Here is a 14,071-nt window from a genome sequence, read left to right on the forward strand (position 1 = left end):
GACGATGCGAGCATGGTCAATAAACGCCCCGGGCGCCCGCGAGGGTCGTCGACGGCGCAGCAACGATTGATGGATGCCGCACAGCGGCATTTCGAGCGCGGTGATCTCAGCGAAGTCTCATCGAGAGACCTGGCCGCCGAGGTGGGTGTCAGCCACACGCTGGTCAATTATCACTTCGGCTCCCGCGACGGTCTCGTCGCCGCCGCCATCGCACTGCGCGCCGCCCCGCACGACGTCATCGCGCTCTCTCGCGATCGCGACGGCGTGATCGATCTGTCGCGTCTGGCGCACGGCATCCTGGCGGTGTGGGAGCACCCGGAGCATGGCGCACGGCTCGCGGGTTTCGCGCGCCGCCTCGCGACCGGCGACGGGTCCGCCGGATCGATCAGCGAGTACATCCAGCACGCGGTCTTCCAGCCGCTCGTCGACGACTTCGGTCGCGAGCACGCGCGTCGTATCGCGGTCGCCGTCGTCGGCTTCGTCTTCGGCCGCTACGTGCTGACGCTCCCGATGTTCACCGCCCCGTCCCGCGACGAGGCCGGACACCTGCTTCTCGCGATGATCCGCTGAGCGGCTCTTCGGACGACGATCCGTAGACTCGGCTGATGGCATGGACGGTGACGCGACGGTGAAGGCCCGCACGGTCTTCGGCGTGCTCCGCCTCGGTGCCGCCGCCATCTGCCTCGTCTCGTTGATCCACCGGCTGGCCTGGGGTCTCGCGTCGAACACGATCGCCAGCCAGAACTTCTTCGCCTACCTGACGAATCAGTCCAACATCGCCTTCGTGGTGCTGCTGATCATCGCCGGCGTCATCGCGCTGCGTCGTGCGGAGGACCCGCGGTGGCTCACGGTCGCCCTCGCACTGGTGCTCTCCTGGACGATCACGGCCGGCATCGTGTTCGCGGTGATGGTCTGGCAGGGCGGCGAGCGCGGCATCCGCATCGATGTGCCGTGGTCGGATCAGGTGCTCCATTTCTGGCTGCCGGCGTGCACGATCGCCGCGTGGGCGCTGGCGCCGGGGCATCGCTCCGTGCCGTGGCGGGTCGTGCCGATCACCCTGGCCTACCCGCTCCTCTGGGGAGCTTTCACGCTGTGGCGCGGCCCCCTCATCGGCTGGTACCCGTACTACTTCCTCGACCCGCGGCAGGTCAGCGGGCCGGCGGAGTTCCTCGCGTTCTCCGGAGTGGCTCTCGCGGTGTTCGCGCTGGTCGCCTCGGGACTCGTGCTGATCAGTAGGATGCCGACGCGGGAGGCGTGGCGTGCTCCTGCATCCGAGGCGCGGGCGCACCCAGATCGCGACGAGCTGGCGCTGAGCGCGCGTCAGGGCGCGTAGATCGCGAGCGACGCCAGCGCCGACTCGAGCGCCTCGGTGTCGTCGAGCGCGGCGAACTCCTCGGCGGCGGCACCGCCGACGATCCCCACCAGGATGTTCTCGCCCGTCGCAGGGCGCATATTGACCCAGGTGCGGATGCCGACATCGGCACCCACCGTGTGCCAGATCGCGGCATCCGTGTCCCAGAACGGCTCATCGAACTGCAGCCAGATCGTCTCGATGCGTCCCATGCCGAGCGCGCCGATGGCGGTGCGGTTGACGAAGGGCAGCGGCGGGACGAACTCGATGTCCTGCTCCTGCAGCACACCGAGCGGCACGGTCACCACGACGCGGTCGAACGACAGCGCCTCGCCCGTGCCGAGCCGCACGCTCGCGCCGGTGTCGTCGTACGCGAGCCGGCTGATCGGCGAGGACAGCGAGACTTTCACGCCGTCGAGGGCGTCCTCGACGAGGGGGGTGAGATCGTCACGCGCACCCGCCACGGGCGCCGCCGGAAGCAGTGGCGGGAACCAGCTGGACAGCTCGGCGGCATCCGCGCCCGCCGTCGTCGCGAGGTAGGCGAGGAGCGCTGCGGTCGACGGGTCCTCGGGGTCGGCACCCGCGTCGACGAGCGCGTCCGTCAGCGAGACATCGGCGGGGGCCGCCTGCGCTGAGGCGATCGCGGCCTGCAGCGGCTGCGGGTCGACCGGATCGGTCTCCCCCTCCGGCGCCTGCCACTGCTCGGGGGTGAGGTCGACGGTGCCGATCTCCCAGGCCTCCATCCGGCGGCGCAGGTCATCGTCGGCCTCGGCGAAGAGCCAGGCACCGAGCTGCACGGGCATCGGCCAGGAGTCGTCGGTCACCGAGTGGACACGGCCGCCGATGCGATCGCGCGCCTCGAAGACCGTGACCTGCAGGTCGGCAGCCGCGAGACGAGCAGCGACCGTCGCGCCGGCGAGGCCTGCACCGATGATGGCGACGCGCTCTCCCGGCTCGGCGACGTCTTCGACCTCATCCGCCGCGCGAGCCCCGGATCGGATCGCGCCGCGCATGGTGCCTGGTTCGTCGGCGTCCGTCGCCTCGCCGGCGAAGAACAGGCGGTCGCCGACGGGCCGGGCGAGCTGGGATCGGGTCTCGGCGAGGACGCCGACCGGGGTGAAGCTCACGGCGCCGTAGGAGAACGGGTCGGTGGTCCAGGTGCTGCGGCGGCGGGCGGACGGCTCTGGGATGCCCGGCTGCGGCTTCGGTTCGCGGGTCGGCGTCGGGGTGGGCGTGGGCTCAGGGTCCGGTGTGCACGACGCCAGGAGCACCGAGACGGCACCGACTCCGGCGCCCATGAGCAGAGTGCGGCGCGTGATCCTCATCGTGTCGCCACTTTATCCCGCCCGGGTGGTTCGAGCGACAGCATCCGAGCGTTCACAACTCAGCAAGAATCTCGCGGCGACGGCAGAAACCGGCCGATCCGGGCGGATCGGCCGGTTTCTGACTGAATTGTGAACGGTCAGACGGTGAGCAGCTCCTGCTCGAGTCGCGCGTACGAGGCCTCCATGCCGTCGGCCATGCCGGTGGCGAGGATCATGTCGCGCGTCTCCTTGTCGGGATACTCGATGTAGAGCGTGATGAGCGTCGCGCCGTCCTCCTCGTAGAGGTTCAGGTCGTTGAGCGTCTCGACCGGCATCCCGATCATCCGCTCGGTCTGCACGGACCGGCGCGGGGCGTCGATGACCAGCGCCTCGCCCTCGAATCCGAACGGCTCACCCTCGGTGTCGCCGACCGGCGCCCACGAGGTGCGGTGCGTCTGGCCGACCTCGGTGGCGACGATGCACTCCGTCATCTCCCAGCCGTCGGGGCCGAGCAGCCACTGCTTCATCAGCTCCGGCTCGTTGTGGGCGCGCCAGACCAGCTCGCGCGGACCCTCGACGAGGCGGGTGATGCGCACATGCACGTCGTCGAGCAGGTCGACGGTCAGCCCCTTGCCCTGGGCGTACTCGCGGAGGTCCTGCAGCACGATGTCGAGCTGCGACATCGCCAGCTTGAGGCCTTCGACCTGGCCCATCGACACGACCTGCTCGATCGCGTCGACCGAGGCGAAGTGACTCGTCGTCACCATGCGGGTACCGGCATCCGTCGGCTCGAAGGCGAACGACATCCGCTGGGCGGGGAAGCCCTCGAGCGGCTTTCCGTCTTCGTCCACGAAGGAATCGAGCACCTCGAAGCGGTGCGGCGCCTCGATCGAGAGGAACTCCCACGAGCCGGAGGAGCGCTCACCGCGCGGACCGTTCATCGTGTACTGGGCTCGTCCGCCGACGGTGTGGTCCCATTCGCTGAAGGTCGCCGGCCATCCGGGAGGGCCCCAGAAGCGCTCGAGCTGGCGCGGGTCGCTGTATGCGCTCCACACCCGTTCGACGGGTGCCGCGAAATCGGCCACGACCGTCATGGTCAGGTTCTCGGTGTCGGTGATGACGTCGGTGACAGGCATTGTCAGTCTCTTTCCTCAGGTCGGTCGTTCTTGTCGTCGGTGACGGCCGGCTCGGCGAGCAGGTCGTCGAGTCGGGCGATGCGCGACCGCCACAGCTCTTCGTATCGGGCGAGGAGCGCCCTGGCGCGGGCGATCATCTCGGGGTTCGCGCGGACGAGCCGCTCGCGTCCCTCGGCGCGCTTGACGATGAGGTTCGCGGCTTCGAGCACGGCCACGTGCTTCTGCACTGCTGCGAACGACATCTCGTATTCGGATGCGAGGGTCGAGACGGACTGCTCCCGCTCGATCGTCCGGCGCAGGATGTCACGCCGGGTCGACGTCGCCAATGCGTGGAACACACGGTCGACCTCCGCTTCGCTGAGTTCTCTTTGTACAACCATTTGGTTGTAGGTTAGAGCGAAGCGGATGCCGTGTCAAGAGGATTCTCGGGCAGGAGAGCGAGCGCCGAAGTTCGAATGTCGTCGGGCTGTGGTCCTGCTATCGCGCCGCGCCTGCGCGCACGAGAGCCTTGTGAACGGCGATCACGACGCCGCCGATCACCAATTCGCCGGCGACGCGCGCGGCGAAGGTGGCGATGAGCACCGGGGGGACCAGGTGCTCGGGTGAGAAAACCGGAAGCGCGACGAAGAAGAGCACGACTCCGACTCCGGCCGCGGCCAGGAGGATACGACGGCTGCGCGTCGGCTTCTCTCGCCGCAACGGCAGCGAGAGGTCGAACGCCAGCCCTGCCAAAAGCATGGGCACGGCGGCGAGGGGACCGATCGGAGAGATCGCTGAGGTGAGGAGACCGGTCACGAAAGCCGTGAAGGTGGCCATCCCGGGAGTTCGGGTGACGATCCGGGCGAGAAACGGCATGAGGCTGTGCACGCCGGCGATCAGCGCATACGCCGGGGGCGCGGAGAGCGCGAGCACCGTCGTCAGCGGCACGACGGCGACGAACAGCAATGACTGCACGGCGCCGAATGCGGCACTCACCAGGAGTGCGCTCGTGCTTACGCGTCTGGGCGTCTCGACTCGGGCAAATTTCACTTGTCGATCCTAGGTCTCGATTCCATCAAGCGGATTTGCCGCGATCGCGCGCGACTGAGCCGGAGAGACCGCTGGGGCTGACATTCACGTGCGCCGGCTGCTGCAAAACCGTCCCCGTTCTTCGAGCTGAGCGCCGCAGTACCTCCCCCCGCAGCGATATCTCGGAATATCGTTAGTTGTGCACTACCCGGGGAGGAACGATGACGGCATCCGTCGCACAGCTGCGCTCTGACGCCCCTCGCGTTCCGAGCGATGTGATCGCGCGGCCCAGACTGGTTGCAGCACTGGAGAACGACAGTCCTCTGACGCTTGTCCGCGGCGCATCCGGAACCGGCAAGACCGTGGCGCTCGCGGAATGGGCGCACACGACTCCATCCATCGCCGTCTGGGTCGATGTCGACGCAAGCGCGGCAACAAGCGTTGATCTCGCGCGCGACGTGATGCGGGCGATGGAGCGACGAGGACTCGGCAGTTTCACCGGTGACACGTCGGACCGCCCCTGGAGAGCCGTCCAGGAAGCGCTTCGAGCAGCGCCCCAACCGATCGTGCTCGTTCTCGACGACGCCGCGGCGCTTACGCGCGAAAGCGTGTTCGACGTGTGCCGTGTCGTCGCCGCGGCAGGCAGAGCACGCGTGATCGCTGCGACGAACCGACGCAGTCCGTTCGACGGCGATGGGCTCGACCTGGTCATCGATCGCAGGGTGGTCGCTCCGGACGAGCTCATGTTCGACGGAGATGAGATAGCCCGCGCCTTGGGTGTCGACGCGACGACAGCATCCGAGATTCTCGCATCGACAGGCGGTTTCCCCGCTGTGATCCACGCCGCAGCGAGACGGTCCCTCCCTGTGAAGGAAGAGACGCTCCTGGATGATGCAGCCACGGCGGTGGAAGAGTACATGCGCGCCCGGATCGAGCATTCCGGTTTCGATCCGAAGGCTCTCGAAGCCCTGGTGAAGATGAGCGTGTCGGATGCGCTCGACCTGCAACTCGCACGGACGCTGACCGGTGTCACGGACGTGGCGGGCATCCTCGACGATGCCGAGGCATTCGGGTTCGGGCGCTGGTCGACGTCCGGTGACCGGATCTTCACCTTCGCCCCCGTGGCGCGTGTTCTCCTGCGCCGCGAGCTTCATCGCTCTCACCTCGATGAGACCCCGCGGCTGAAACGCGAAGCGATTCACAGCGCGCTGCACCGCAGATCACCGTTCGAGGCCCTCCGCCTCGCGATCGAACAGGATGACCTCGCGCTTGCCACTCACGTGATCATGACGGGCTGGACCCACCTGCTCGATAACGATGGCAAGGCTGTCGTGAAGCTGCTGGGTCAGCTCCCGGTCTCGCGCTTGAAGGATGAACCGCTCGTCGCCATGCTGCTGGCGATCTGCTACCTCGCCAGCAGGCTTCGGCGCATTCGCGGGTTGCAGTTGCTCCGAGTCGCGATCGCTGCGGCGAACTCCCGTCGCAGCGGACTGTCCGCGCCGGAGCGGCTGTTCATCTGGACCGCCGAGAGCGCTGCCCTCCGATTGATCGGCATGATGGATCGGGCGAGTCATGTCGCCACACGGGCACTCACTCTGTTCAGCAGCACTCCGGAGTCGGACTGGGAAGCGTACGCCGCTGAAGTGCCGTTGCTCTACACGCAACTCGGTCTCTCCCTCTACTACGGCGGGCGCCGCCCGCAGGCGCTGGAGTGCTTCGACTACGCCGCGTCTCTGGCCGCATCGCATGAGATCCAGAATGCGTTTCACAGCGTCTGCCTGCTCAGCGGCATCCATGCCCTGAACGGCGATATGCCCGAGGCCCGCTACTACGTCGACCTCGTCCGCGAAGGCCCCTGGGACGAGAGCTTCAGGGACGGATATCGCGGCACGTTCTATCGCGTCGCCGAGGCGATCCTCGCCGTCGAGGCCGGCGACACGGCCTCGGCGCGCGAGCACGTGAGCGTCTTCGGACCGCATCGTTCGACCAGTGAGCATTGGGCCACGATGGGTGTCGTCGAAGGGTGGGTCGCTCTCCACGAGGGAGACCCTGCCGCGGGGCTCGAACAACTGGAGTCGCTCACCCGATCGCGCGGTCGCGAGGCAGGGGCGACCCACGCCCGGCACACCCTCAGCCGGCCGCGAACGCTCCTGCACCTCGCCCTCGGGGATACCCGGTCAGCGAAGGACACACTGCAGCGGGATGCGCAATCCGATCGGTTCGGGACCGTCCTCGAGCGCGCGCGACTTGCGATGCTGGAGGGGCGCGCCTCGGACGCCTCGCGGATGCTGGCGCAGACCCGGCTGGAACCGGAGAGCGCCCGCGAACGAGCGGAGCGGGCCGCGGTGCTGAGCGCCGCGCTCCTGCACACAGCCGGTGCGGCAGCGGCTGCCAAGTCCGCCGAGGCATTGAGCATCCAACTCGCGGACCGCGACCTGGTCACGCCCGTTTCGCTCCTCGACCCGGAGGACTTCTCGTTCCTTCGGGATCTCGTTGGTGAGCGCGGAGTCGACACCTCCTCTGTCACGGCGCTCCTCCCGTCGATGTCGACTCGTCCGCAGTTGTCATCGAGGGAGAAGGTCGTACTTCGCGCGCTCACGTCGGGCGCCTCGCTGCAGTCCATCGCCGCCGATCTGAACGTGTCTCAGAACACGCTCAAGACGCAACTGCGCAGCATCTACCGGAAGCTCGAAGCGAAGAACCGGTCCGACGCGGTGGAAAAGGCCATCGGGTACAGCCTGCTCTCCGAGCAGTGATTCCGACGACTTTCCCGACGTCTTACCCGCCTGTACCGACGTTTTCACGTCCAGAAAGGGTGTCCGGGTGTGCGCAGGCGAGGGAACCCGCACACACCCGGAGTTTTCTCAGATGGTGGCCTGACGGCGCCGCAGCACCAGCAGTACCCCACCTGTGATGAGCAGACCGAACGCGAAGAGCAGGAGCCAGGGCGCGACCTGTCCACCGGTGATTGCCAACGGGGTCTGCACCGGGTGGGTCGTACCGCTCGCGGGCGGTGCGATCGTCTCGCCCCCGGGAGCTGTCGCGGATGCGAGTGCCAGGTTCTCCAGCGTCTCGCCCGCGGCGTCCGCGTCGATCTTCACCGCGTAGGTGATCGTCACGGTGTCACCTTCGGCGAGGCTGCCGGCCCAGCGCAGGTCTGTTCCGTCGATGATCGGAGCGGCGACCTGGCTGCCGCCGATCGTCGCCACGGCGTCGCCCACCAAGGCGGCATGACGCAGCACTCCGCTGAGGTCATCCATGATGACGACATCGTCGAGGGCCGTCTCGCCGGTGTTGACGCCCGTCAGCGTGTACGTCACCACGCTGCCGGTGGCGATGGCTGTTCCGGAGCTCGGGTCGGCCGTCTTCACGAACGTGAAGCCGGGCTCTCCGACTCGGTGCTGCGTCTCCGACGGAGCGGGATCGAGTTCGGAGCCACCAGGCGCGGTCGCGATGCCCGTCGCGACGTTCGCGATGGTCGCCCCGCCCGCATCGCCGTTCACGGTCACCGAGTAAGTGATTTCGACGCGCTCGCGGACCGCGAGCTCGCCCTGCCAGGTGAGCTCATCCCCGGCGACCACCGGTGCCGGGGCGGATGCTCCGGCCACCGTTGCCGCTGCATCCCCGTTGTAGGCGGCGTGAGCGAGCACGCCCGACAGGTCATCGGCGATCGACACCGGGTCGAGGGCCGTCTCACCCGTGTTGATGCCGATCACGGTGTAGGTGATGACGCTGCCCGGGTCCACGCGGGTTCCCGAGGCGGGATCAGCCGACTTGACCAGCTCGAAGCCGGGCTGGTTGACCGAGTGCTCGGTGATCGCCGGAGGTGTCGCGATCGGAGTCACGCCGCCCGGAGGCGTCGCGAGACCGCTGACGGAGTTCTCCAGCGTCTCGCCACCGGCATCGGCGGCGACCGTCACCGAGTAGGTGATCGTCACCACCGCGCCGACAGGCAGCGCACCGGCCCAGGAGAGCTCGTCACCTGTGAGGGAAGGCGCCGCAGCGGGCGCACCGTCGATCGTGGCACTGGCGTCTCCGTTGTACGCGGCGTGCGCCAGCACACCGGACAGGTCGTCGACGAGTTCCACCGGGTTCAGCGCGGTCTGCCCGGTGTTCGTGCCGGTCACCGTGTAGGTGACGACGCTGCCGGGGTCGACCGCCGTTCCGGTCGCGGGTGCCGCGCTCTTCGAGACCGAGAAGCCGGGCACGTTGACCGGGTTCGCGGTGACGCTGTCGGGAGAGACGATCTCGTCACCGCCAGGAGGCGTCGCCGTACCCGTCGCCGTGTTCTCCAGCACCGCTCCGGCCGCACCGGAGCCGACCGTCACCGAGTAGGTGACGGTGACCGTTTCGCCGACCGCCAGCGCTCCGGTCCACGAGAGCTCGTCACCCACGAGCTCCACGGGTCCAGCGGCGGCCCCTCCGATGGTCGCCGAGGCGTCATCGTTGAACGAGGCGTTATCGAGCACTCCGGACAGGTCGTCGACGATCGCGACGGTGTCCAGCGCGGTCTGTCCGGTGTTGATGCCGGTCAGCGTGTACGTGAGCACCTGCCCGGGGTCGACCGCGGTCCCGGATGCCGGGTCGACGGTCTTGGCGAACGCGAAGCCGGGCTCGTTGACCGGGTGCTCCGTGGTCACCGTCGGCGGCACGACCGGCGTGCCGGGTGTGGTCGGACTCTGGGGGTCGCTCGGGTCCTCCGGCAGCAGAGGCGTCGCAGAACCCGTCACGGAGTTCCGCACGGTCTCGCCGCCGGCATCCCCGTCGATCGTCACCGAGTAGGTGATGGACACGTTCTCACCGGGAGCGAGCGAACCGCTCCAGATCAGCGCCGCGCCCGTGACGTCGGCAGTACCGCGAGAGGCGACCACGTCGTCGTTGTACGAGGCGTGGGCCAGGACAGCGGCGAGGTCATCCGTGATCTCGGCGGGGTCCAGCACGGTGTCGCCCGTGTTGGTGCCGGTCACGGTGTACTCGATGACGCTGCCCGGATCGACTGCCGTCCCCGACACGGGATCGGCCGTCTTGGCCACCGTGAAGCCGGGGTTGACCACCGGGTGCTCGGTGACGGCGGGCGGCGTCGTGACGGGAGCGCCGGGCGTCGTCGGGCTGCCGGGATCAGTCGGATCCGCCGGGATCAGCGGTGTGGCCTCTCCATCTGCAGAGTTCTGCAGCAGGACCCCGGTCGCACCGGCGTTGACGGTCACCGTGTAGGTGATCACGACGTCGTCGCCGGGTGCGAGTGCGCCCGTCCAGCTGAGGCTCGTGCCCACCACGCTCACGGCGCCTACCGAGGCGACGGCGTCGCCGTTGTAGACGGCATCCGTCAGCACGGCCGACAGGTCGTCGGAGATGGTCGCCGGGTCGAGCACCGTGTTGCCGGTGTTCGTACCGGTGACCGTGTACTCGATGGTGTCACCCGGGCTGACGGCGGTGCCGGAGGCCGGGTCTGCGGACTTGCTGACCTCGAAGCCGGAGTCGACCACGGGGTGCGAGGTCTCGGCCTGCGGCGGAGTGATCGGCGTGCCCGGAGTGGTCGGGCCGTCGGGGTCGGCGGGATCGACCGGGATGAGCGGGGTCGCCTCGCCGTTCGCCACGTTCTCCAGAAGAGCGCTCTCGACGCCCTCGTCGACGGTCACGCTGTAGCGGATCGTGACGGACTCGCCCTGCGGGATCGAGCCGGTCCAGGTGAGGGTGGAGCCGGCGATGGTCGGAGTGCCCCGGTCGGCAGTCACGTCATCGTTGTACGCCGCGTCGTCGAGCACTCCGGAGAGGTCATCGACGATCTCGGCGGGGTCGAGATCGGTGTCGCCCGTGTTGGTGCCGGTGATCGTGTACTCGATCCTGTCCCCGGCCTCGACGGCGGTTCCGGAGGCCGGGTCGGCCGACTTGCTGATGGTGAAGCCGGAACCGATCACCGGGTGCTCGGTCGTCGCCGTCGGAGGCACGATCGGCTGGCCAGGGATCTGCGGACCTGCGGGGTCGGCAGGGTTCGGCGTGGTCGGGGTGGCCGTTCCGGAGGCCACGTTGCTCAGGATCTCGCCGGACGTGCCGTCGTTCACGGTCACCGAGTAGGTGATCGTCACGACCTGTCCGGGCTGCAGCGCGCCACTCCAGGAGAGGTCGCTGCCCGTGAGGGTCGCGCCTCCCGTGGTGAGCGGGACGCCGTCGATCGCGGTCGAGATGTCGGCGTTGTATGCGGCGTGAGTGAGCACATCCGCCAGGTCATCGGCGACGGATGCCGGGTTCAGTGTCGTGCCGCCGGTGTTGGTGCCGGTCACCGTGTACTCGATGACCTGACCGGGCTCGACGACCGTGCCGGAAGCCGGGTCGGCGCTCTTGGCGATCTCGAAGCCGGCGACCGGGTGCCCAGTCGTGACGGCGGGAGGAATGATCGGGTCGAATCCGCTGGGAGGCGTGCCCGAGGCCGTGACGCTGTTGTCGATGCTCGCGCCCTCGACGTCGTCGTCGACGATGACCGAGTAGGTGATGCCGACGATCTGGCCGGGCGCGAGCGCGCCGGTCCAGGCGAGCGTGTCTCCCGTGACGGATGCCGCGCCCGAGGTGACAGGAGTGCCGTCGATCTCGGTGGCGACGTCGCCCTGGTACTCGGCGTCGTCGAAGACCCCGGAGAGGTCGTCGCTGATCTGGACGGGATCGAGGGTCGTCGTGCCGCTGTTCTCGGCCTCGACCATGTAGGTGATCTGCTGACCTGCGGCGACGGCGGTGCCTGCGGCCGGGTCGGACGACTTGCGCAGCTCGAGTCCGGGCACCAGCAGCGCGTTGGAGAAGGTGCAGACCACGTCGGTGCCGAGCGCGCCGGCGGGCTGCGTGACCTGATTCGATGCTGTGACGGCGACCGGCGTGGTCGAGCCGTCCGGGTTGAGCTGTTCACAGACCAGGGATGCGTCGTAGCGGTTCAGGTCGGTCGTCCCGGAGGCCGTCTCGGCGAGCTCGAAGGCATCACCCTGATTGGTGAATATCGGACCGGCGTAGTCCGGCTGCACACCGGACGCGGTACCTGTCGTCGTGGCATCCGTCTGCAGGTCCTGGTAGCCGACGGGAGCCTGGACGCTGAGCCCGAACTGGTCGGTGGGCGCCTGGCGGCCACCCGGAAGGTCCTTCTTGAGCGTGAGGGTGTTGGGGAACGTGCAGCTCGACATGTCGGTCGGCGCGAAGCTGCCCAGCGACGTGGTGTTGACGGTCTCGCCGCGGGGAAGGTCAACCTCGAGGATGCGACTGCCACCGCCGGAGACGGAGACGAAGATGTGACCACGGTTACCGAACGCGATGCCGTTGCCCTGAATGCCGTCACCCATGTCGTGCACCTGCTTGGCGTCGATCGTCGCCGTGCTGGACTCGAGGGTCGTCGGAAGGTCCGCAGAGTAGATGTAGCGGTCGGCGACGAGGACGAGCTGGCCGGAGGCGCTGAACGCCATGTCGCCGTTGGCGCCGAACGCGCTGCTGCCGGCCGTCGGGCGCAGCGTGCCGACCTGGACATAGGTCTGCGGCGAGACGCTCTCATCCCAGGCGAACAGGTTGATCGCGTTGTTCGACGTGCTGCTCGCGAAGTAGTAGACGCCGGTGACCGGATGCACCGCACCGCGCAGCACGGCCGAGTTCAGGGTGAACGACGTACGCGTGGTGGTGTCGGTGACGCGATCGTGCTTGGCGAGCACCTTGCTGGAGGAGCTGTTCGTCACCGTGTAGGCGTAGCGACCGCCCGCGGAGATGCCGAGGCCGTTGTCGGAGTGATTGTCGCCGAAGCCGGTGGAGCCGAGCGTGCCGCCGTCACCAGGGGCACCGCCCTGCTCGTTCACCGCGAACTCGCGGATCTGCGTGGCGCTCTGCACGTAGACAGCGCCCGGGGTGCAGAGGAACTCCTCCGCGGCCGATGCGGGAGCCGCTGTCAGCGTGCCGCCGACGAAGACCATCGACGATGCGACGACGGCCGTACTGACGAAACTACTGACCAGCCTCTTCAGGCCCTTCTGCCAACGGCGTCGCTCCGACGATTGCTGAGACGTTGGTGTCGACTGCCTCTTCTGGGCACCACGAAAAATCAAGACTGCTCTCCCCTTGTACATACCGGTGCGCGCGTGCGCTCACGGATAGCCCCCGTCCCCTTCAGACGGCACACCCGTTGGGCACCATCAGGTTCCAACGGGCTCGCTCAGGCCTCAGCAAGCATGTCGTTTCGGCGAGAGCAGTGATCGCCGTTTTGCGTTAATTCACCCCTGCTTTTCACCCCCCGAGTGGCGAGCAGCAGCGCGTGCCCGGCTAGCCTTTTTTCGTCGGCGAACGCCACCTGGTCTCCGTCGAAACAGTGGCGCCACTGGTCGTGGCGGGGAGAGGGAAAAATGAAGGATCTTGACGTGAAAGACGGGCCGGACGGAGCGAAGGGGGTGCCGCGCCGAACGGTCATCAAGACCGCGGCATGGTCGATTCCGGTCGTGGCCGTAGCGGTCTCCACACCGCTGGCCGCGGCCTCAGTAGGGGCGGCGGCCCTGACGTTCGCCGTTGCGCCGCTCGTGGACATCGACGCCCCGTACGGGGCCCAGGCGCTTACGGTGACCAACACGGGCACGGAGGCTTTCACCGGCGCGATCGTGTTCTCGACGCCGGCGTGGGCGACGATCGCTCCGTTCACCTCCGCCGTCATGGTGCAGGGCACGGATGGCTCGAACATCACTTGGACGCTTCCGGCAGGCTTCCTCCCGGCGGGGCAGTCGCTCCAGATCGATTTGGAATGGACGACAGGAGCTTGGCCCCTCACCGCTGAGGTGCAGCCCCTGTCCGCGTCGATCGACTCGACTCTGGGGACCATCACTCCGGTCGGCGGCCCGACCGTGGCATCGCCGTACCAGCTGCTGTGGTTCGGCGTCACCCCGGGCGGGGCGGGGAACGTCAATGGAACGCCGTCTCTGTTCATCGCGAACACGACCGAGACGCCGTTCAACGGAGCCGTAACGACGCGCTACACGCCGACGTGGACGTTCCCGCTGGTGTCGGCTACGCCTATCGTGATCAACGGCACGTCCTACGGGACTCGAGTCGCCGAGAACGGAGTCTTCGTCGCTCGGTACAACAACATGCCGGTGAGCGTCGCTGCGCGTGGGGGAGAGCAGGCGCTCCCCTTCACGTGGGTTTTGCCAGGCGGGCCGGCCATCGCACAGCAGCAGCGGAACTTGGGCGTCACGACCACGGGCACCGGCGAAACGCTGCCCCTGCTCGGCTCACCGACCATCTACTCCGCTTACCGGGTCTGAACG

At 68.1% G+C, this 14,071-nt stretch carries 9 protein-coding genes; 4 read left to right on the forward strand and 5 right to left on the reverse strand.

Annotated elements, in window-relative coordinates:
- The first annotated feature begins 12 nt into the window (after positions 1-12).
- Positions 13-570 carry a TetR/AcrR family transcriptional regulator gene (locus tag RS85_RS18985; protein ID WP_160298618.1) on the forward strand — a complete coding sequence of 186 codons (558 nt, stop codon included), beginning with the start codon at positions 13-15 and terminating at the stop codon, positions 568-570.
- A gap of 40 nt (positions 571-610) precedes the next feature.
- Positions 611-1,333 (forward strand): Pr6Pr family membrane protein, encoded by a 723-nt coding sequence (locus RS85_RS09450; protein WP_046013193.1) that lies wholly within the window; start codon positions 611-613, stop codon positions 1,331-1,333.
- Here RS85_RS09450 and RS85_RS09455 read toward each other — a convergent pair.
- From RS85_RS09455 to RS85_RS09470, 4 genes are all read right to left on the reverse strand, one after another.
- Positions 1,321-2,676 carry a flavin monoamine oxidase family protein gene (locus RS85_RS09455; RefSeq protein ID WP_046013194.1) on the reverse strand — a complete coding sequence of 452 codons (1,356 nt, stop codon included), beginning with the start codon at positions 2,674-2,676 and terminating at the stop codon, positions 1,321-1,323. The genes RS85_RS09450 and RS85_RS09455 overlap by 13 nt on opposite strands.
- A gap of 137 nt (positions 2,677-2,813) precedes the next feature.
- Positions 2,814-3,791 carry an SRPBCC family protein gene (locus RS85_RS09460; protein ID WP_046013195.1) on the reverse strand — a complete coding sequence of 326 codons (978 nt, stop codon included), beginning with the start codon at positions 3,789-3,791 and terminating at the stop codon, positions 2,814-2,816.
- Between the two features lie 2 nt (positions 3,792-3,793).
- Positions 3,794-4,171 (reverse strand): ArsR/SmtB family transcription factor, encoded by a 378-nt coding sequence (locus RS85_RS09465; RefSeq protein ID WP_046013196.1) that lies wholly within the window; start codon positions 4,169-4,171, stop codon positions 3,794-3,796.
- A 97-nt stretch (positions 4,172-4,268) separates the two neighbouring features.
- Positions 4,269-4,766, reverse strand: a complete 498-nt coding sequence (locus RS85_RS09470; protein WP_160298619.1) for an ECF transporter S component — start codon at positions 4,764-4,766, stop codon at positions 4,269-4,271.
- 254 nt (positions 4,767-5,020) lie between these two features.
- On the opposite strand from RS85_RS09470, the gene RS85_RS09475 reads away from it, so the two are divergent.
- Positions 5,021-7,555, forward strand: coding sequence for a helix-turn-helix transcriptional regulator (locus tag RS85_RS09475; protein WP_082087565.1), 2,535 nt, complete (start codon positions 5,021-5,023; stop codon positions 7,553-7,555).
- Positions 7,556-7,663: 108 nt separating this feature from the next.
- Here RS85_RS09475 and RS85_RS09480 read toward each other — a convergent pair whose 3' ends face one another.
- On the reverse strand, positions 7,664-12,733 hold the full coding sequence (locus tag RS85_RS09480; RefSeq protein ID WP_235282394.1) for a DUF7927 domain-containing protein: 5,070 nt from the start codon (positions 12,731-12,733) through the stop codon (positions 7,664-7,666).
- A 426-nt stretch (positions 12,734-13,159) separates the two neighbouring features.
- Between RS85_RS09480 and RS85_RS09485 the strand changes: the two genes are divergently transcribed.
- Positions 13,160-14,068: a hypothetical protein gene (locus tag RS85_RS09485; RefSeq protein ID WP_046013199.1), complete on the forward strand. Its 909-nt coding sequence runs from the start codon at positions 13,160-13,162 to the stop codon at positions 14,066-14,068.
- Positions 14,069-14,071 lie beyond the last annotated feature (3 nt).

Source organism: Microbacterium sp. SA39, assembly GCF_000967865.1.
GTDB lineage: Bacteria > Actinomycetota > Actinomycetes > Actinomycetales > Microbacteriaceae > Microbacterium.